17 protein-coding genes are annotated in these 18,567 nt (G+C 69.7%); 7 read left to right on the top strand and 10 right to left on the bottom strand.

Annotated features, from left to right (window positions below; genetic code table 11):
• Window positions 1-87: 87 nt before the first annotated feature.
• The 4 genes from ON41_RS27330 to ON41_RS27315 all read left to right on the top strand — a co-directional run bounded on the left by ON41_RS27330 (window position 88) and on the right by ON41_RS27315 (window position 4,690).
• The gene (locus ON41_RS27330; RefSeq protein WP_051162611.1) at window positions 88-681 is read left to right on the top strand and encodes a Uma2 family endonuclease; all 594 of its coding nucleotides are present in this window, start codon (window positions 88-90) and stop codon (window positions 679-681) included.
• A 127-nt stretch (window positions 682-808) separates the two neighbouring features.
• The gene (locus tag ON41_RS27325; RefSeq protein WP_040750714.1) at window positions 809-1,573 is read left to right on the top strand and encodes an ABC transporter ATP-binding protein; all 765 of its coding nucleotides are present in this window, start codon (window positions 809-811) and stop codon (window positions 1,571-1,573) included.
• A complete protein-coding gene (locus ON41_RS27320) occupies window positions 1,558-3,135 on the top strand; it encodes a hypothetical protein (protein ID WP_040750713.1) in 1,578 nt (525 codons plus the stop codon). The genes ON41_RS27325 and ON41_RS27320 overlap by 16 nt, the downstream gene beginning before the upstream one ends.
• A gap of 175 nt (window positions 3,136-3,310) precedes the next feature.
• A complete protein-coding gene (locus ON41_RS27315) occupies window positions 3,311-4,690 on the top strand; it encodes a vanadium-dependent haloperoxidase (protein WP_051162605.1) in 1,380 nt (459 codons plus the stop codon).
• A 126-nt stretch (window positions 4,691-4,816) separates the two neighbouring features.
• Here ON41_RS27315 and ON41_RS27310 read toward each other — a convergent pair whose 3' ends face one another.
• On the bottom strand, window positions 4,817-5,767 hold the full coding sequence (locus ON41_RS27310; protein ID WP_040750711.1) for a helix-turn-helix transcriptional regulator: 951 nt from the start codon (window positions 5,765-5,767) through the stop codon (window positions 4,817-4,819).
• Window positions 5,768-5,829: 62 nt separating this feature from the next.
• Between ON41_RS27310 and ON41_RS27305 the strand changes: the two genes are divergently transcribed.
• The gene (locus ON41_RS27305) at window positions 5,830-6,984 is read left to right on the top strand and encodes an epoxide hydrolase family protein (RefSeq protein ID WP_040750710.1); all 1,155 of its coding nucleotides are present in this window, start codon (window positions 5,830-5,832) and stop codon (window positions 6,982-6,984) included.
• Between the two features lie 11 nt (window positions 6,985-6,995).
• Here ON41_RS27305 and ON41_RS27300 read toward each other — a convergent pair whose 3' ends face one another.
• From ON41_RS27300 to ON41_RS27285, 4 genes are all read right to left on the bottom strand, one after another.
• Complete coding sequence (locus ON41_RS27300; RefSeq protein WP_040750724.1) at window positions 6,996-8,945, bottom strand: 5-oxoprolinase/urea amidolyase family protein; 1,950 nt, start codon at window positions 8,943-8,945, stop codon at window positions 6,996-6,998.
• 252 nt (window positions 8,946-9,197) lie between these two features.
• On the bottom strand, window positions 9,198-9,833 hold the full coding sequence (locus tag ON41_RS27295; RefSeq protein ID WP_040750709.1) for an urea amidolyase associated protein UAAP2: 636 nt from the start codon (window positions 9,831-9,833) through the stop codon (window positions 9,198-9,200).
• Entirely contained in the window at window positions 9,830-10,582 is a 753-nt protein-coding gene (locus tag ON41_RS27290; protein WP_040750708.1) for a DUF1989 domain-containing protein, read from the bottom strand. Before ON41_RS27290 ends, ON41_RS27295 begins: the two co-directional genes overlap by 4 nt.
• A 250-nt stretch (window positions 10,583-10,832) precedes the next feature.
• A complete protein-coding gene (locus ON41_RS27285) occupies window positions 10,833-12,365 on the bottom strand; it encodes an amino acid permease (protein ID WP_040750707.1) in 1,533 nt (510 codons plus the stop codon).
• 202 nt (window positions 12,366-12,567) lie between these two features.
• Between ON41_RS27285 and ON41_RS43500 the strand changes: the two genes are divergently transcribed.
• A complete protein-coding gene (locus tag ON41_RS43500; protein WP_085995827.1) occupies window positions 12,568-13,236 on the top strand; it encodes a TetR/AcrR family transcriptional regulator in 669 nt (222 codons plus the stop codon).
• 137 nt (window positions 13,237-13,373) lie between these two features.
• The gene (locus ON41_RS27275; protein WP_040750705.1) at window positions 13,374-15,005 is read left to right on the top strand and encodes an MFS transporter; all 1,632 of its coding nucleotides are present in this window, start codon (window positions 13,374-13,376) and stop codon (window positions 15,003-15,005) included.
• Here ON41_RS27275 and ON41_RS27270 read toward each other — a convergent pair.
• From ON41_RS27270 to ON41_RS27250, 5 genes are all read right to left on the bottom strand, one after another.
• The gene (locus tag ON41_RS27270; RefSeq protein ID WP_040750723.1) at window positions 14,995-15,408 is read right to left on the bottom strand and encodes an NUDIX hydrolase; all 414 of its coding nucleotides are present in this window, start codon (window positions 15,406-15,408) and stop codon (window positions 14,995-14,997) included. The two genes, ON41_RS27275 and ON41_RS27270, sit on opposite strands and share 11 nt — an antisense overlap.
• Window positions 15,409-15,589: 181 nt before the next feature.
• Window positions 15,590-16,120: a hypothetical protein gene (locus tag ON41_RS27265; RefSeq protein ID WP_040750704.1), complete on the bottom strand. Its 531-nt coding sequence runs from the start codon at window positions 16,118-16,120 to the stop codon at window positions 15,590-15,592.
• Between the two features lie 70 nt (window positions 16,121-16,190).
• A complete protein-coding gene (locus ON41_RS27260) occupies window positions 16,191-16,991 on the bottom strand; it encodes a family 1 encapsulin nanocompartment shell protein (protein WP_040750703.1) in 801 nt (266 codons plus the stop codon).
• A 25-nt stretch (window positions 16,992-17,016) separates the two neighbouring features.
• Complete coding sequence (locus ON41_RS27255; protein ID WP_040750722.1) at window positions 17,017-18,039, bottom strand: Dyp-type peroxidase; 1,023 nt, start codon at window positions 18,037-18,039, stop codon at window positions 17,017-17,019.
• Window positions 18,040-18,114: 75 nt separating this feature from the next.
• Window positions 18,115-18,441, bottom strand: coding sequence for a cupin domain-containing protein (locus tag ON41_RS27250; protein WP_040750702.1), 327 nt, complete (start codon window positions 18,439-18,441; stop codon window positions 18,115-18,117).
• Between the last annotated feature and the right edge of the window lie 126 nt (window positions 18,442-18,567).

The following is an 18,567-nucleotide window of genomic DNA, read 5'->3' as shown; positions in this document are numbered from 1 at the left end:
GATGTCGGGTTACCTGGGTAAACTTCGATGTGAGATGGCGAATGGGCGCCGTCCCAGGTCAGCGAGTAGGAGGTGGCTCTCGTGGCGATGCCGGTTCCCGATCGGTCGTCCGCACTGCTGCCTGCGGGGGATCGTTGGACCGCGGCCGACCTCGACAACCTGCCAGATAACGGAATCCGGTACGAGGTGCTGAATGGCCAGCTCATCGTGAACGCTGCCCCGAAGCCGCGGCACCAGGAGGTTCTTACCTGGCTGCTGATCGCGCTGACGTCGGCCATGCCGCCGGGGCACTGGGTGCTACCCGGTGTCGGCGTGCTGATCGGCGACGACGAGCCGATTCCGGATCTCATCGCAGGGAAGGGACCGGTAGAGAAGGACGACAGGGGTGTGCGTCCCGATCAGGTCCTGTTGGCGGTGGAGATCGTCTCGGCCTCGACCACCCTGCAGGATCGGATGGTGAAACCCGCTGTCTATGCCGAGGCCGGCATCCCGAACTACTGGCGGATCGAGGCCAACTCGTTCAAGGGGCGTCTCCCCGGCGAGACCGTCCCGGTCCTGTTCGCCCACGCTCTCGGCGACAACGGCGAGTACGAGTTGACGCACCGCGTTGCCGCCGGTGAGCCCGCGACCCTGCACTCACCGTTCGAATTGACGATCGACCCGGCCACGCTCCTGCGGTAACGCTCCGCACTCGGCCGGATTCGATTCTGCTGGAAGTGTCTTCCGGACACGATGGGCGTTGCGCGGCGGTTGTCGGTTGCGATCCCTATCGTGAGGGGCGCGATGGCGCCCATGGAGGAGGGGATCGATGCAGCCGGATCGACCAGCGCTTGTGTTGAGCGGGTTGTACAAGAGGTTCGAGGGGCCCTGGGTGGTGGAGGGGGTCGGGCTTACTGTGCCGCCGGGGTCGTTCTATGGGCTGGTGGGGCCGAACGGGGCGGGGAAGACGACCACGTTGTCGATGGCGGTGGGGTTGGTGCGGCCGGATGCGGGGGCTTCGCACATCTTCGGGTTCGATGTGTGGGGAGATCCGGTGCGGGCCAAGGCGATCGTGGGGGTGCTGCCGGACGGGCTGGCGTTGCCGGAGCGGCTGACCGGGCGGGAACTGCTCACCTATACCGGGTTGCTGCGGGGGATGCCCCCGGAGACCGTGGCCGAGCGGGCGCAGGAGCTGCTCACCGTGCTCGAACTCGTCGGCGCCGAAAACACTCTGGTCGTGGACTATTCGGCCGGTATGCGCAAGAAGATCGGGCTGGCGACGGCCCTGCTGCACGCGCCGAAACTGCTGGTGCTGGACGAGCCGTTCGAGGCCGTCGATCCGGTGTCGGCGGGCACGATCCGCACCATCCTGCGGCGGTTCGTCGCCGCGGGCGGCTCGGTGGTGCTGTCCAGTCACGTGATGGCGCTGGTGGAGAACATGTGCGACCACCTCGCGGTGATCAACCACGGGCGCGTGGTGAGCGCGGGCACGGTCGCCGAGGTCCGCGGGGACGGCACCCTGGAAGAGGCGTTCGTGCGGCTGGTCGGCGGCCGGGTCGGCGGCGACGAGGGGCTGTCGTGGTTGGCGTCCTGATCCGGATGCGGTGGCGCATCACCGCCCGCACGCTCGGCAGCGGTAAGGCCGCCGTCGGATTCTGGATCGGGCTGGTCCTCGGTGTCCTCGCCGCCGTGGCCACCGCCCTGCTGATGGCGACGGCCGGGCACGGCTGGGACACCCGCTCGGCGATCAATGCCGCCGCGGCCCTCTACGCGGTGTGGACGCTGGGCTGGGTGTGCGGCCCGATCCTCGCCGGAAGCAGCGACGAGACGTTGCAGCCCGAACACCTGCGCCTGCTGCCGCTGAGCTATCACCAGCTGGCGATCGGCCTGCTGGCGGTGGCCTTCGCCGGGCCGGCGGCGGTGGTGAATCTGATCGCCTTCGGCGGCCTGGTCCTGCTGGCTGCCCAATTGGGCATCGCCGCAACGGTTTTCGCCGTCCTCGGCGCTGTTCTGCAACTGGTTTTCGTCGTTCTGCTGTCCCGAGTTCTGCTGGCGTGGATCGGCGCGGCCATGCGGTCGCGGCGCGGTCGCGATCTCGGTGTGCTGCTGGCCGGGCTCGCGGGTATGTCCTACTACCCACTGCAACTGCTGGTCACCTCGGTCGGCCCGAAACTGGAGCACGCGTCGCGGCCGATCGAGCTGGCCCTGCGGATTCCGCCGTCCGGGTGGGCGCCCTACGCGGTCGAGGCGGCGACGCGCGGCCAATGGTGGCTGTCCGCGGTGTGCCTGCTGGGCCTGGCCCTGTTGTCGGTGCTGTTGTGGCAGGCCTGGGCGGTGCTGTTGCGTCGCCGGCTCACCACGACCGCCGCACCCGCCGGCCCGGTCCGGGCGCAGGCGGGCGGCGGCCTGCTCGATCGCGCGATACCCCCGGGCCCGGTCGGGGCCGTGGTCGTCAAGGAACTGCGCACCTGGGGCCGCGACAGCCGGCGGCGGGCGATGTTGCTGCCGCTGCTGCTGATCGGCATCGTGCTGCCGGTGGCGCTGTCCCTGCAGGGTGCGGGCACGCCGGTGCCGTTCGTGGGCACGTTCGTCGTGTGGATGGCGGCGATGGCCAGCGCCAATATGTACGCCTTCGACGGCACCGCGCTGTGGCACACCCTGGTCGTCCCCGGCGCGAACCGGGCCGATGTGCGCGGGCGCATGATCGCCTGGGTGCTGATGGTCGCGCCGCTCGCCCTCGTGGTCACCCTGATCCTGCCCGGTGCGCTGGGGCATGCCGAGTTCTATCCGTGGGCGGTGTCGACCCTGCCCGTCTTCGTGGGCGTCGGCATCAGCACGGCCATATTCCTGTCGGTGTACGCGGCCTACCCGATGCCGCCGCAGAGCGGCAACCCCTTTGCCGGAGGCGGCGGAAATCCGGGCTGCGCGCGGGCATTGGTCCAGGTCGCGGTCGGTTTCGGGCAGTTGCTGGTGAACCTGCCGGTGATCGCGATCCTGGGGGCCGGCGCCTACCTGGACAGCCTGCCGGTGCAGTGGTGCGCGCTGCCGGTCGGTCTCGTGCTCGGATACGGGGCCGCGGTGCTGGCGGCGCGCGTCGCCGAGCGCCGTCTCGATAGCCGCGGGCCCGAACTACTCGCCGAGATCAAGCCGCGCTGAGGGGGAACACCCCGCGTACTCGGGTGGCGTCTTCGTGCCATCCCCGATTCGAGTAGTCCACTACTGCCGAATTCCGCGCTCGTCCGGAGCATGCTCGGACATCTAGGGCAGTTCGTCGCGTCGCAGATGCTCCCGCGGGCCGGTGCCGGGACCAGACCCCCGAGTAGGAAGACAAGTGGATCAGATCCTGTATTGGAATACCGTGGCCTCGGAATCGGACCGGTTGGCGCACACCGACATTCGCGACAGCGAACGTGACGTGCGCGGACCGGCCGGCAGTTCCCGCGCCCTGGCCATCACCCATCTCGCGATGCACGACGCGTACTTCGGCATCGCGCCCGCACCACACGGAACGTATCTGACCACTCCACCGCCCGCGCCACCCGGCGCGTCCGCCGACGCGGCCGTCGCCGTCGCCGCGCACACCACCCTCACGGCGCTGTACCCGGCGCGGACCGCGCACCTCGACACGGCTCTGCAGCGGGCCGGATTGCGCGGACCCGGCACCGGGCCCGGAAGCGCGTACGGCCTGGCCGTCGGTCAGGCCGTGCTGTCGATCCGCGACGCCGATCCGGGCCTGGACGACACCGGCTTCCGCCCGGATACCGACGCGCCGAATCACCGCACGGATCCGGCGCATCCGGGGCAGGGGTACTACGCGCCGCACTACGGCGCTCGGTCCCGCTGCTTCGCGGCAACCACCAGGCACGCGGCCGACGCCCCGCCCCGGCCGGGTGATCCGGCCTACCGGAGGGCACTGCGGGAAGTGCGAGGTAAGGGCATCGCCACCGAACTGGCCGGGACGCTGCCGCGCGCGTTGTCCCCGCGCTGTCCGGAGGAGACGCTGACGGGCACGTTCTGGGGCTACGACGCCGCGCCGAATATCGGTTCACCGCCACGCCTGTACAACATGATCGTGCGCGCCGTCGCGGCCGCCCGGCTGTTCTCACCGGCGCAGAACGCGCGGCTGTTCGCCCTGGTCAATGCGGCCATGGCCGACGCGGGCATTCTCGCGTGGGACGACAAGTACCGGCACAACCTCTGGCGCCCGGTGCGCGGCATCCGCGAATACGGAACCTCGGAGGGCTCGAAGGTCGTTGCGGCACAAGGGCTCGACGCGGACTGCGATCCGTTCTGGCTGCCGCTCGGATCGAATCGGACCAACGCGCCGGGTTCGGTGCCCGGCACGCCGCCGTCCCCGGCCTACCCCTCCGGGCACGCCGCCCTGGGCGCCGCGGCGCTGCAGATCACGCGCCGATGCTGCGGCGTCGGCGACGACGGGCCGGACTCGCTCGCGGACGGCCTGATCTTCGTCTCCGACGAACTCGACGGCGCGGCCCTCGACCAGCACGGCGTCCAGCGCCCCCGGATCGCGCGCGTGTTCCCCGGCGGCCTGTGGCAGATGATCGAGGAGAACGGCCGCGGCCGCGTCTACCTCGGCGTGAACTGGCGCTTCGCCGCCTCGGGCGGCACCCGCCTGGGCCTCGCCGTCGCCGAGGACCTCTGGTCCCACGGGTTGAAATCCGCACAGGCGGTGGGGCCCCGATTGCCCTGAGCACCTGCCCCTTTACCCACATGCCCCAATCTCTTTATCCCGGCGCGCTTTTGGCCGGGATCCACATCTCGGCCGCAGTGGATTCCGGCCAAAAGCATGCCGGAATAAGGGAAGTGGCGGCGCCTACTACCGGAGGGCGGCACTCACTCGCTCGGCCAGCGCCCGTAGGTGGTCGGTCAGCTCCACCGGTTCGTGTACGCGGAACGGGAAGCCGAAAAGGGCGGTGTAGACGGCTAATTCGTCGAGGGAGTTGGAGCCGGTGTGGAGGAGGCAGGTGTGGGCGTCGATCGGCTCGAGGACGCCGATGGTGGGTGGGATGCGCTCTGCCGCCTCGGTGACGGGGACCTCGAGGGTGATGCGGGCGCGGAAGCGGTAGGGGGCGGTGCTCACGCCGCGGGAGACGAAATCCGCGACGTCGAGGTCGGGCGTCTCGCGCGGGGTGAAGCGGGGGCCGTTGGGGATGCGCAGGTGGAGGCGGTCGACGCGGTAGGTGCGCCAGTCGTCGCGCTCGGTATCCCAGGCGACGAGGTACCAGTGCCGCCCGGTATGGACCAGCCGGTGCGGCTGGGCGGCGCGACGGGCGGTGCTGCCGTCGTGGGTGCGGTAGTCGAAGCGCAGGACCTCGTGATCGCGGATCGCCGCGGCGATGGCGGTGAGCACGTCCGGATCGACGGGCGTCGTGCCCGCGGGTACGGCCACCGTCGCCGCCTGCAGGGCCGCGACCCGATGCCGCAGCCGCGCCGGCAGCACCTGCTCCACCTTGGCCAGGGCGCGCAGCGAACTCTCCTCGATCCCCGCGATGGTGCCGCCCGCCGCCGTGCGCAGGCCGAGCGCGACGGCCACCGCCTCGTCGTCGTCCAGCAGTAGCGGCGGCAGGTTCGCCCCCGCGCCCAGCCGGTACCCCGCCACGCCGGGCGCCGCGTGCACGGGATATCCGAGGGTGCGCAGCTTGTCGATATCGCGGCGCACGGTGCGGATGTCGACATCCAGGCGTTGCGCGAGATCCGCGCCGGTCCAGTCGCGGGGAGTCTGCAGCAGCGACAGCAGTCGCAGCAGTCGAGCCGAGGTTTCGAGCATGCTCCGATTCTGCCGGAAACCTAGGACCGAAACTGCCCTAGGTGGTTCCTACTGTCGTTCTCATGACCTCTCAGATCACTCCCTTCCGGATCGACATCCCGCAGCAGCAGCTCGACGACCTGCGGGCGCGTCTCGACAACGTGCGCTGGCCCGACGCGCTGCCCGGCGACGACTGGGATACCGGCGTCCCCACGCACTGGCTGCGCGACATGGTCGACTACTGGCGGAGCGGTTACGACTGGCGGGCGGCGGAGGCGCAGCTCAACGCGTACCCGCAGTTCGTCACCGAGATCGACGGCCAGCGCATCCACTTCCTGCACGTGCGTTCCGCCGAACCGGGCGCGACACCGCTGATCCTGACGCACGGCTGGCCCGGATCGATCGTCGAGTTCCTCGATCTCATCGGCCCCCTGACCGATCCCGCGGCGCACGGCGGGCGGGCCGAGGACGCGTTCCATCTGGTGATCCCGTCGCTGCCCGGATTCGGATTCTCCGGTCCCACAAAAGAGTCCGGATGGACCAAGGACCGCATCGCCCGCGCCTGGGTGGAACTGATGGACCGTCTCGGATACGAGCGCTTCGGGGTTCAGGGCGGCGATATCGGGGCCGGGGTGAGCCCGCAGGTGGGCCGGATCGCGCCGGCGCGCGTGATCGGCGTGCACACCAACGGCGTGCCGGGATCCTTTGCGCCGGTACCGCTTCCGGAGCACGAGCTGGCGGAACTGACGGAACTGGAACGCGACCGGGTGCGCCGGATCGAGGCGTTCATGCGGGAGGAGTTCGGGTATATCGCGATCCAGTCCACCCGGCCGCAGACGCTGGCCTACGGGCTCGCCGACTCGCCGGTCGGTCAGCTGGCCTGGATCATGGACAAGTTCCGCGAGTGGACCCATCCGCGAAATACGGTGCCGGACAAGATTATCGACCGAGACCGTCTGCTGACCAATGTCATGATCTACTGGCTCACCGGCACCGCCGGATCGGCGGCGTACGTGGGGTATGCCGAGGCCGCGGATTGGGGGACCGCGCGAACGAATTCCGGTGTGCCGACGGGTGTCATCGTCTTCGCGCACGATGTGGCCATCCGGCGGTACAACGAGGTCGAGAACACCATCACGCACTGGGTCGACGTCGACCGCGGCGGCCATTTCGCGGCCCTGGAGGAGCCGGAATTGCTGGTCGCCGATGTGCGGGAGTTCTTCCGCGACCTGCGGTGACCCCGTTCGGCTTACGCTCGGGATTCGGTCAGTTCGCCCGCGGTGCGCCAGGATTCGCGCTCCGCGGCGAACGCGCCGGACTGCCGGTCACGGAATTCGGCGATGGATCCGGCGTTGTCCGCGAGGAAGCGGCGGTGGTCGGCGAGCCGGAATTCGCCGTCCTCGGCCTGCGGTTCGCCGCGCCCGGCGGCCACGTCCGCGCGCAGGTCGAGCAGTTCCTCGGCCGATACGGGGTACCAGCTGATGCGATCGAAATAGCGTAGCAACCACGGGTTTTCGTCGCTTCCGGGCTGGTGGAAGGATCGGTGGTCCCACACCTGCGTCGTCCGGCCGACGAACTGGTATCCGCCGGGACCCTCCATGCCGTAGATGCACAGGTACGCACCGCCGATGCCGACCGCGTTCTCGGGCGTCCAGGTGCGGGCCGGGTTGTATTTGGTGGTGACGAGGCGGTGCCGGGGGTCGGTGGGCGTGGCCACGGGTGCGCCGAGATACACGTCTCCCAGGCCGAGCACCAGGTATTCGGCGGCGAAGACGGTGTCGAAAACGTCTGCCACGGTGTCTAATCCGTTCATTCGCCGGATGAACTCGATATTCCACGGGCACCACGGCGCATCGGCGCGCACGCCGTGCATATAGCGGGTGATCGCCTCGCGGGTGGCCGGATCGTCCCACGACAGGGGCAGCCGCACGGTCCGGCTCGGCACCACCAGATCCTCGGAGGCGGGCAACGCCGCCTCGGCCTCGGACAGCATCCGCAGCAGTGTCGGCGTCGGCAGCCGGTCGGGGTCGGTGCGCACCTGGAGCGAGCGAATTCCCGGGGTGAGTTCGGTGACGCCCGGTTCACGGCGCTCGAGCAGGTGCTGGTGCAGAGCGTGGACTCGCGCCCGCAGGCCGAGGTCCAGGGTCATATCGCCGTATTCGACGAGGACGCCGTCGTCGCCGGCCCGCCGGTAGGTGATAGCGGTGGCGTCGGCCTCGCCGCGGGCCAGGACGCCGTCGTCGCCGTCACCACCGGCGGACAGGACGAACGGCCAGCCCGCCCGCCGCGCGGGTCCCAGCGAGCTGAGTGCCGCGGCACGGTCGGCGCGGACCGGCACGAAGCGCACGGTGTCACCCGGCGTCAGCTGCCCGAGCTTCCACCGGTCGGCCGCGACCACGGTCACCGGGCAGACGAATCCGCCCAGGCTCGGGCCGTCGGGTCCCAGCAGGATCGGGGTGTCACCGGTGAAATCGAGGGCGCCGACGGAGTACGCGGTGTCGTGGATATTCGACGGGTGCAGACCGGCCTCGCCGCCGTCGGCGCGCGCCCAGTGCGGTTTCGGGCCGATCAGCCGCACGCCGGTCCGGTCGGAGTTGAAATGCACCTCGTAGTCGGTGCCGAGGATGGTGTCGATATCGCCGCGGGTGAAGAACTCCGGCGCACCGTGCGGACCCTCCGTGACGGCGAGTTCCCAGCGCCGGGTGAAGACGGGCTGCTCGTCGGTGGGCACCGCGGTGGCGCCGCGTCCCTGATGGTCGCCGAGCGGGAGCGCATCCTCGGCCCGCAACGCCCGCCCGGTCGCGCCGCCGAACTTGCCGAGGGTGAATGTCGCTGCGCTACCGAGGTATTCGGGAACATCGATACCCCCGGCGATCAGGATGTAGCACCGCATCCCCGGACCGCGCACTGCCCCGACATCCAGGACCCGCCCGGCCGGAACCTCGACGGTCCGCCACTGCGGCACCGCCGCGCCGTCGACGGTCACCACGGCCGGCGCACCCGTCACGCACACCCGAACCGCCCGGTCGAAGCGCAAGGCGGGCCCGCCCAGCGTGCATTCCAGCCCCGCCGCCCCCTCGTCATTCCCCACCGCCCGATTCCCGAGCCGGAAAGACAGGTCATCCATAGGCCCCGAAGGCGGCACCCCCACATGCCAATACCCCACCCGCCCCGGCCAATCCTGCACCGTCGTCAACATCCCCGGCCGGACAACCTCCACCCGCCCTGTGGTCTTCCCCTCACGGCTCGTGGTCGACACCTCTGGATTCCGGCCAAAAGCGTGCCGGAAAAACGAAGGGGCCGTGGTGGTGTCGGTAGGAGACGTCGTGGCGGTGTCGCGTGAGGGAGCCGTGACGGTGTTACGGGAAGAGGCTGTGCTGGTGTGTGAACGCGTCGGGGCGGTGGTGGGGCTGTCGTCCATTCTCGGTCCCTTTCTGGGTCGGCAGGCGCGTCAGCGGGTGATGATCATGCGGACGGGGGTGGGGTCGAATCCGTTGCACGGGTTGTTGATCTGGGGGCAGTTCGATACCAGGACGAGGGTGTCGATGTCGGCGCGGAGGGTGACTCGTTTGCCGGGGGCCGAGCGGCCGTCCACGATGCCGAGGGTGCCGTCGGCCTCCACGGGGACGTTCATGAACCAGTTGATGTTCGACACCAGGTCGCGCTTGCCGAGGCCCCACGTCAGCGCTTCGGCGAGGAAGTTCTCCACGCAGGCGTGCTGGTGGCGGGTGTGGTGGCCGTAGCGCAGCGTATTCGATTCCTGGGAGCAGGCGCCGGCGACGGTGTCGTGGTTGCCGACGTCGTCGGCGATCACCGTCATCAGGGCCGTTCCCGCATCGGTGCGCAGGACGCTGCCCGTGGTGAGGAAGATATTGCGCTGGGCGGCGATGGTGGCCTGTGCGCTGTAGCGGTCGGCGTGGTCGGCGGCCGAGTACAGCAGGCAGTCGACGGCCTGATTGCCGCGCAGGTCCACGATCTCCAGGACCTCCCCGGCCCGCACGATCGCGGACCACGGTGCGCGAGCGGCCACCGTCTCGTCCCGAACGACGGTGCGCGCGAGCGTATTCGCGCCGAGTGCGTGCGTCATACCAGTGCCTCCAGCGTGCGTGCGGCGGTCCATGCCTGTTCGGTGTTCTCGACGGCGCGCAGATACTCGGGATCCGAGTTGTGCTGCCGCAGCATGTCTTCGGGCGCCTGCCAGGCGACGACATCGAGATCCGAGGGCGGCGCGGCATCCAGCGGATGCGCGGCGTTGGCGACGAGCAGGGTCACCGGCAGGTGCACGAGAAGGTCCACCGCAGCGCCCGCGCCCGCCCCACCGGCCGCCGCCAGGGAACCGTCGGATTCGACTCGGACACCCCGGAAGAACGACACGGAAGGACCGATATCCCGCGGCGTCAGACCATGTTTCGCCCCGGCCAGCCGCAGCGCCCGCCGCCCACCGTCGTCCGGCCCGCACAGCGCGTCGTGATGCCCGGACGTATCGGCGACGATCGTCGCCAGCACACGCCCCTGATCCGACAGCAGCGGATGCCCCGCCCCGAGATATGCCTGCCACGGCACCTTGACCGTATCGGCGACATTGAGCCGCTCCCACGGTGATTCGGCCCGCGACAGGTGCACGTGCGCACACGCCGCCCCACCCGGATCCCCGAGCCGAACCCGCGACCCCCGCCCCAGAACGACAGTCGCGTACCCACCCGAGGGCACCCGCGTAGCAAAGGTGATGCGCGAATCCGCGATGCCCTCCGGCAATTCGGGCCCGCTGTCCGCCACCCCCGCCGCCTGAGCGCGGGCGTGCTCCCGCGCCCCGGTGGTCGATGCCGTACCAGTCATCACTGCTTCCTTCCTCGAGATGTCGTTGTGCTGTGCTCCGGCCCTCATCGTTGTGCTGTGCTCCCGACCTCATCGTTGTGCTGTGCTCCCGCCCTCCTCGTTTCCCGGCATGCTTGTGGCCGGGAGCCCCACCACTGCCAGTGGATTCCGGCCACAAGCGTGCCGGAAAACGGTGGTGGCGTTTGATCGCGGAGGCCAGGAGGAGGGCGAGGGCGGGCCGTCCCAGCGCGGCCGACGGTGGGGACATCGGTCAGGCGGGTTGGGGGGCCGGGGCGGCGCGGCGGGCCGGTGCGGCTACCACGATCTGGTGGACCAGCGCGCCCACGACCGCGGCCAGGGCGACGAAAAGCGGTGCGGCCCAGAGCATCCACCAGCTACCGCCGTCGGGGGTGTAGACCTCCGCGCGGGGCCAGGCGAGGTTCACCACCATGGCGAGGCCCCATATCACCGCCACCAGATTCACCGGAATTCCGAAGCGGCCCAGCGTGAACAGGCCCTCGGGGACCGATGCGGTGTCGGTCCAGCCCCGGAACCGCCGTACCAGCAGCGGCACCGTCACCAGCAGATACGCCAGGTAGAGGGTCACGATGCACACGCTGGCCAGCGTCGCGAAGATCGCCGCGTTGCCGAGATTGACCACCAGCAGCGCGATACCGAGCGCGCCGATCACCACGGCGGGGAGGGCGGGCGTGCCGAAGCGGGGATGAACGGCGGCCAGTCGGCGGGCGAACGGGAGCTTCCCGTCGCGGGCCATCGAGAACATCAACCGCGACCCGGCCGTCTGAATCGCCAAGGTGCACACGGTGATCGCCACCGCGACACAGCACAGCAGCACCTTGCCCGCCGGCGTCGCCAGCTTCGCCGAGATCACGTACGCCAGGCCGTCGGACGCCAGCGCGCCGTCGGTGAGGCTGGGCGCGGCCATCAGTGCGCCGATCAGCATCAGCCCGCCGCCGAGCGCCGAGACCGCCAGCGCGGTGAGAATGGTCCGCGGCGCGACCCGGCGCGGATTGCGCGTCTCCTCGGAAAGCTCACCGGCGGAATCGAATCCGACCATCACATAGGCGGCCATCAGTCCCGACACCAGGAACGCCGCCCAGTACGGCCCCGGCGCGGCGGCCGTGGTGTCGAAGACGACGCCGGGTCCGCGCTCGGCATGCGTGAAGAACAGGGCGATGGTCGCGAGGACGCCGACGATCTCCACGGTGACCCCGATGGTGTTGATCCGTGCCATCAGCCCGATGCCGATCACGTTCACGACGGTCGTCAGCACGAGCAGCACGCTGCCCAGCAGGACGGCGTTCGTCGCCCCGGATCGCGAGGTCAGCGCGGTATCGCTGCCGATGATCTGGAATCCGCTCCAGATCGACGGCAGGACGACCTGCAGGGCGATGGCCGCGGCGGCCGCGGTGACGATCTGGGCGAGGATCATCATCCACCCGGCGAACCAGCCCACGACCTCGCCCGCCAGCCGCCGCGACCACTGGTAGATGCAGCCGGAGATCGGATAGCGGGCCGCCAGTTCGGCGAAGTTCAGCGCCACCAGGAACTGACCGGCGAAGACGACCGGCCAGGTCCAGAAGAAGGCGCCGCCGCCGAACCCGTAGCCGAATCCGAAGAACTGGAAGATGGTGGTGAGAATGGAGACGAAGGAGAAGCCTGCCGCGAACGACGCGTAACGTCCGAGCTTGCGGTGCAGGACCGGCTGGTAGCCGAACCGTTCCAGGTCGGCGCCGTCGTCGGCGCTCGCGGATCGGTCGGGGGCGGTGAGTGTGGTGGCCATGGGCGGGATTCCTTCGGCGTCGTGGCCAATATCTATCGCCTGAAAGTTTTCCAAGCCGGGCCGCCCTGGTGGTGACGCCGATGTATCGAGCGCGGGCTGCCGGGTAACTTCTGCGTTGCCGCCGTTTCTATCGGATGACAGAAATCTCACGGCCGCCGATCCGGGGAAGGGCAGGGACCGGCGATAGGCGAGAATGGGAGATGTGACGCAACTCGGACCCGGCCGACCGCGCCTCGAGCCGCGGCGTCGCCAGGGGCACACGCCGCGCGCCGAAATCCTCGACGCCGCGGCGGAATTGTTCACCACCAAGGGGTATGGCAGCACTTCCACCCGCGGCATCGCCGATGCCGTGGGCATCCGGCAGGCCTCCCTCTATCATCATTTCTCCGCCAAGGACGACATCCTCGACGCGCTGCTCGACGAAACCGTCACCGGCCCATTGGAATTGGCGTCCCGGCTGCGCGACGCCCCCGAACCGGCGGTGATCCGGCTGTATGCGCTCGCCCTGTTCGACGTGCGGCAGTTGTGCGCCGCCCGTTGGAATCTCGGTGCGCTGTATCTGCTGCCGGAACTGCGGTCGGAGCGTTTCGAGGCATTCCGGCTGCGGCGCGAGGAACTGCGCCGCCACTACGAACAGCTGGCGGAAGAGGTGGCCGCCGAATCCCCGGAGGCGGGGGTGACCGGTGCGCACGTCCTGCCCTTCCGGCTCGTGGAGAGCGTGATCAACATCCGCTCCGACGAGGGGGCCGCGCCGGAGTACGCCGAGCGACTGATCCCCGACGCCGTCCTGCACATGCTCGGCTGGTCGGGTGACCTAGACGACGCGCGGTCCGCCGCCGGAGCAGTGCTGCGGAGGCTGGGGAGTTCCTGACAGCCCGGAGTGCTGCCCCTGTTGGGGAACTCCCGACCGTCTCGACCCGAGCTGGCGAATTTTGGGCAAATCGCTCGTAGACTGGGTGGCGCACGAGTTTCTTCGATGGCGTTCCCACTCGACGGCGGGAGTTGCGCATGACGGACGTGGAGCTCGATTCGCCCCTCCAGCAGGGCGGCAGGCGATGGCTCGCGCTCGCGGTGCCGGCGCTCGGTCTGGCCATGGTGGTCCTCGACGGCACCATCGTGGGCGTCTCCCTGCCGGTGATCATCCGCGATCTGGGCCTGGGCTTCACCCAGGCGCAGTGGGTGACCAGCGTCTACGCGGTGGTACTCGCGGCATTGCTGATCACCGCCGGGCGGCTCGGCGACCGGCTCGGCCGCCGCCGGATCCTCGCCGCGGGCGTGGTCGTATTCGTTCTCGGCAGCCTGCTGGCGGCCGCGGCGGACGATCCCTCGACCTTGATCTGGGGCCGCATCGTGCAGGGCATCGGCGCGGCGGGCGTGCTACCGGGCACGTTGTCGACGGTCAACGCGCTGTTCCGAGGCCGCGACCGCGTCGTCGCCTTCGCGGTGTGGGGTTCGGTGATGTCCGCGGCGGCCGCGGTCGGCCCGCTGCTCGGTGGCTGGCTGACCAGCAGCTTCACCTGGCCGTGGATCTTCCTGATCAACCTGCCCGTCGGAGTGGTGGTTCTCGCCGGGATCGTGCTGTTCGTGCCGGAGACGCGGGTGCGTGACCATTCGCGCGGGCTGGACGTCGACGGATTCCTGCTCAGCACAGCGGGTTTCGCGCTGCTGGTGTTCGCGCTGATCGAGGGGCAGACCTACGGCTGGTGGAAACCGTTGCGGGAGTTCGGTTTCTTCGGGCTGACCTGGTCGACCAGGGCGGCGAGTTCGCCGATTCCCCTGCTGCTGTTGCTCGCGGTCGCGCTGCTGGTGCTGTTCGTGCTCTGGGAGCGGCACCGGGCGGAGGTGGAACGTTCCGCGCTGCTGGACCTCTCGCTGTTCTCGAGTCCGGCGTTCCGCTGGGGGAACGTGACGGCCGGCGCCGTGGCGCTGGGCGAATTCGGCCTGCTGTTCGTGCTGCCGCTGTTCCTGGTGAATGTGCTCGGATTGTCCACGCTGGCAGCCGGTTTCGTTCTCGCCGCGATGGCGGTGGGGGCGCTGGCGGCCGGTATCGCCACCGAGGCGCTGGGGCGGTCGCTGGCGCCGTCGCTGATCGTGCGGATCGGGCTGGCGATCGAGGTGGTGGCCGTGGCGGTGACGGCGTTGTTCGTGACGCCGCACGTCTCGCCGTGGCTGCTGGCGGTCCTGCTGGCCTGCTACGGCGTCGGGCTGGGGCTCGCCTCCGCGCAGCTCACGGGGACCGTGCTCGCCGATGTGCCGCCCGCCGCGTCCGGTCAGGGTGCGGCGACCCAGTCCACGGTGCGGCAGGTCGGCGCGGCGCTCGGCGCCGCGCTGGTGGGCGGGGTGCTGTCGCTGTCGCTCGGCCGCAACCTGCCCGATCGGCTGGGGGAGGTGCCGGGACTGCCGGACCGCGCCGTCGACGAGGTCGCCGCGGCCACGCGGGATTCGGCCGGTGGCGCGATCACGGTGCTGCGCGACCACGACGGCACGCAGGGGGTGGTCGACGCGTTGTCGCGCGGTTTCGCCGACGCCACGCGCGTCACCATGGTCGTCGCCGCGCTGTTCCTGCTGGTCGGATTCCTGGCCGCGACCCGGATCCCGCGGGATACCGCCCCGGCAGAGGACGCCGGGATCAGTCGATGAGATCGAGTTCGCGGAGGCGTCGGAACACCATCATGGAGCCGGGGGCGACATGCGGCATGGCGGCGTATTCGCCGAGGGTGAAGTAGCGCAGTTCGGCGATCTCGCTCGTCGGGCTCGGGTCGCCGGTCAGGTCCGCGGTGAAACACGTCATGTGCAGCGCGGTGCCGGGGGCGTGCCCGTACGCCTGGCATTCGAAGACACCCAGCTCGCTGTAGGCGGCCACGCCGACACCGAGTTCCTCGCGCACCTCGCGATGCAGCGCCTGCACCGCCGTCTCACCCGGATCGATCTTCCCGCCCGCCATATAGAAGACGTCCTTGCCCACCGACCGCGCCTGCAACATCCGGCGATCCCGGACGTGAGCAATCGCCGCCGTACGAATAGTCACCACCGCATGAGTCACGCCCGTCACCTTTCCACGCCGGCCACCGGCCACGCATGTCGACCGCTCACCATCCAGCCCACCACGATGTTCCCGGCACGCACCGCTGATCCCCCCGGCACGCACCACCAATTTTCCCGGCCCGCACCACCAATTTTCCCGGCCCGCACCACTATTTTTCCCGGCACGCTTTTGGCCGGGATCACCCTCGCGCCGGCGCGAGCTTCCAGTGCTCGTGCAGCGCCTCCGCGATCTCCGGCAACACCGTGACCGGTACTCGCTTGTGGCGCAGCATCTTCCGGATCTCCGCGACCTGCTCGCGCTTGCGGTGCTCGTAGGCGTTGGAGACCGGGCGCACCACCGGCGGGATGCTCAGCAGAACCAGTTCGCCGTGGAGTTCGTCGCCGCCCGTGAGGTCCAGGGCCAGCGACCAGCGCTCCCGCTCGTCGAGCGCGAACCGCCCCGCGACCACCCGGTCCCAGTCGACGCTCGACTCGTGCAGCGGCGTCCGCAGATAGATCGCCTGGTCCGCGAGCACCACCACGTCCCGCCCGAACAGCCGCACCAGCACCGCGATCGCGAGCACCGCACCCGCCAGCAGCCCGGTGAACACCCGGTTCACCCCGAATACGCCGACGACCCCGGCACACACCACCACGGTGGTGAGCACCCCCAGCACGCTGTACACGAGCGCCCGCCGCCCCGAAACCACGCCCGCACGCACCATCGCCATGGACCTCCTACCTACGCGAGCCCACCGTACCGGCCACCGGGCTCACCGGTACAGGAGAAATCTTCCGGGCTCAAGAGCGCAGGGCGACGGCGGCTTCCGCGGTGTAGACGAGGAAGGTCAGGCTCTGCTGGAAGTACAGGCGGACCGAGTCGGTGTCGTGGAATTCGTAGCCGATCGACAGGTCCTGGCCCAGCTGGAGGTCGAAGTCGCCGCCGCGGGTGGTGAGGACGAAGGCGCCGTCGATGGCGGGGGCCCAGATGATCTGGCCCTCGGGGATCAGGCGCTCGATGTGGGTGCGGATCGGGTGACCGTGGTCGGAGGTCTCGCTGACCTGGGTGTACAGGTCGGCGCTCAGTAGCACAGAATACGGGCCGTCGACACCGGCCAGGCGCAGTTCGCTCAGCGCCTGCGCCACCGCCTCCGGCACCAGCCGCGGATCGGCGGGCAGCGTGATCGGGTCGTTGGACGCCGCGGACCGGATACCGGTGATATCCGCGGCCGGATACCCCTCGAAGATGGCGCGGTCCTCGGCGAACGCGATCTTGCGCGCCGCGTCCTTGACCGGGTCGAGGTCGGCGTCCTGGGCGCCGCGCTCGACATTGTCGAGTTCCTCGCGGGACAGCGTGAACGGCACCCGCAGTTCGACCAGCGGCGCCACCAGCCGCCGCCGCGCCTGCACACCCTCGTCGGGCGCGGCGATGGTGGCGGTGCGCCCGAGCCCGACCGCCGAATAGTCGGTGCCGTGCGGCCCGGACAGATCGACGACTCGCCGTCCGGCGATGTGCCGCTTGAACGTGCGGGTCGCCTCTTCCTCGATGGCCGACCAGGCCTCGGAGGTGATCGGCGCGAGCTCGCGGTGCAGGTTGTTCATGCTGCGTCCTTTCCGATGCGGAGACTCATACCCGACTCCTTTTCAACGTGCCGATACCGAGGGAACCGTCGCCCGCGGTCGACGGTTCGACGTCGTCGCCGGATGCCGGTTCTCGCGCGCCCGGAAGTTCCGGCGGATCGTCCAGGAAGTCCGTGGTCGGGGAGAAGAACAGGGTGCCGGTGACCGCGGTGGAGAAGTCGAGAATGCGGTCGTACGCGGCCTCGTCGCTGCCCAGGAACATGCGTTCCAGCATCCGTTCGGTGACGTCCGGGGTGGCGGCGTAGGCGATGTAGTAGGTGCCGAACTCGCCCGTACGCACGCTGCCGAACGGCATGTTGGCGCGCAGGATCTGGCGCTGGGTACCGTCCGGGTCGTACACGGTGTTGACCGCGACGTGCGAGTTCAGCGGCTTTTCCTCGTCGGAGAGTTCGTAGTCGGCGAGTTTGGTGCGGCCGATGACGCGCTCCTGCTCCTCGACCGGCAGCGCGTTCCAGGACTCCAGGTCGTGGGTGTACTTCTGCACGATCACGTAGCTGCCGCCGGTGAAGTCCGGATCCTCGTCGCCGACCAGGGCGGTCGCCTCGGCCAGCCGGCCTTCCGGATTCTCGGTGCCGTCGACGAATCCGAGCAGGTCGCGCTGCTCGAAATAGCGGAATCCGACGGTCTCGTCGACGATGGTGGCCGCGCCGCGCAGCCGGTCGCCGATGGTCATCGCCAGTTCGAAGCAGGCGTCCTGGGATTCGGCGCGAATGTGGAACAGCAGGTCGCCGGGCGTCGCGGGGGCTTGGTGGCGGTCGCCGGCGTAGCCCGGAAACTCGTGCAGCTCAGCGGGTCTCGGGCCGGAGAACAACCGGTCCCAGGCCGCGGAGCCGATACCCGCGCAGCAGCTGAGTTCGCCGCCGGGCACCCGGAACCCGACCGAGCGGCGCAATCCGGACAGATCGGCGAGCAGGTCCCTGACCTCCGGTTCGCCTCCCTCGTCGATGGTGGCGACGAGAAAGATCGCGGCCCGTGTGAGCGGATCGAGGATCGGCTGCGGCTCACCCATGATCACAGACTACGGGGTACGGCCGCGGGATTGCCGGAGGTCTGCGGTGATCTGTGACCAACTCCGGGGCCTCGGCTATTTCGCCACGGTCAGGAGGAACACCACGTCGTCGATGGCTTTGACACTGTGCCGGGCCGCGGGAACGACGAGCAGGTCGCCGGGCGATCCCTTCCATTCGTTCACGCCGCTGATCACGGTCAGCGTGCCGGTCAGCACCTGGAGGGTGGCCTCGCCCGGGTTCTCGTGCTCGGCCAGGCTCTGGCCGGCGGTCAGGGCGATCACGGTCTGGCGGAGGGAGTGCGTGTGGCCGCCGTACAGGGTCTGGGAACTGCGTCCGCTCGTGGCGGTCGCGGCCAGCTTCAGTTGCTGGCGGGCCACCGCGGTCAGCGATTTCTTGTCCATGGGCTTCCTTCACGGGTCAGCCGAGAGCGGGCTGTGGTCGCGGGCTGAATATCCGTGAGTATGCCGGACGGGCATCGCGGGCTCGGGTGTTTCGCGGTTGCGATTCGGTGTGGGATGCGGTGGGCC

This window comes from Nocardia transvalensis NBRC 15921, assembly GCF_000308875.1.
In the GTDB taxonomy this organism is placed as follows: domain Bacteria; phylum Actinomycetota; class Actinomycetes; order Mycobacteriales; family Mycobacteriaceae; genus Nocardia; species Nocardia transvalensis.
The sequence above is the reverse complement of the archived record's forward strand: the minus strand, read 5'-3'. Positions and strand labels throughout refer to the sequence as shown.

Coding starts and splice junctions, on each gene's coding strand:
- ON41_RS27330 (WP_051162611.1), top strand. CDS start 88: ATGCCGGTTCCCGATCGGTCGTCCGCACTGCTGCCTGCGGGGGATCGT.
- ON41_RS27325 (WP_040750714.1), top strand. CDS start 809: ATGCAGCCGGATCGACCAGCGCTTGTGTTGAGCGGGTTGTACAAGAGG.
- ON41_RS27310 (WP_040750711.1), bottom strand. CDS start 5,767: ATGCTCGAAACCTCGGCTCGACTGCTGCGACTGCTGTCGCTGCTGCAG.
- ON41_RS27305 (WP_040750710.1), top strand. CDS start 5,830: ATGACCTCTCAGATCACTCCCTTCCGGATCGACATCCCGCAGCAGCAG.
- ON41_RS27300 (WP_040750724.1), bottom strand. CDS start 8,945: ATGTTGACGACGGTGCAGGATTGGCCGGGGCGGGTGGGGTATTGGCAT.
- ON41_RS27295 (WP_040750709.1), bottom strand. CDS start 9,833: ATGACGCACGCACTCGGCGCGAATACGCTCGCGCGCACCGTCGTTCGG.
- ON41_RS27290 (WP_040750708.1), bottom strand. CDS start 10,582: ATGACTGGTACGGCATCGACCACCGGGGCGCGGGAGCACGCCCGCGCT.
- ON41_RS27285 (WP_040750707.1), bottom strand. CDS start 12,365: ATGGCCACCACACTCACCGCCCCCGACCGATCCGCGAGCGCCGACGAC.
- ON41_RS27275 (WP_040750705.1), top strand. CDS start 13,374: ATGACGGACGTGGAGCTCGATTCGCCCCTCCAGCAGGGCGGCAGGCGA.
- ON41_RS27265 (WP_040750704.1), bottom strand. CDS start 16,120: ATGGCGATGGTGCGTGCGGGCGTGGTTTCGGGGCGGCGGGCGCTCGTG.
- ON41_RS27260 (WP_040750703.1), bottom strand. CDS start 16,991: ATGAACAACCTGCACCGCGAGCTCGCGCCGATCACCTCCGAGGCCTGG.
- ON41_RS27255 (WP_040750722.1), bottom strand. CDS start 18,039: ATGGGTGAGCCGCAGCCGATCCTCGATCCGCTCACACGGGCCGCGATC.
- ON41_RS27250 (WP_040750702.1), bottom strand. CDS start 18,441: ATGGACAAGAAATCGCTGACCGCGGTGGCCCGCCAGCAACTGAAGCTG.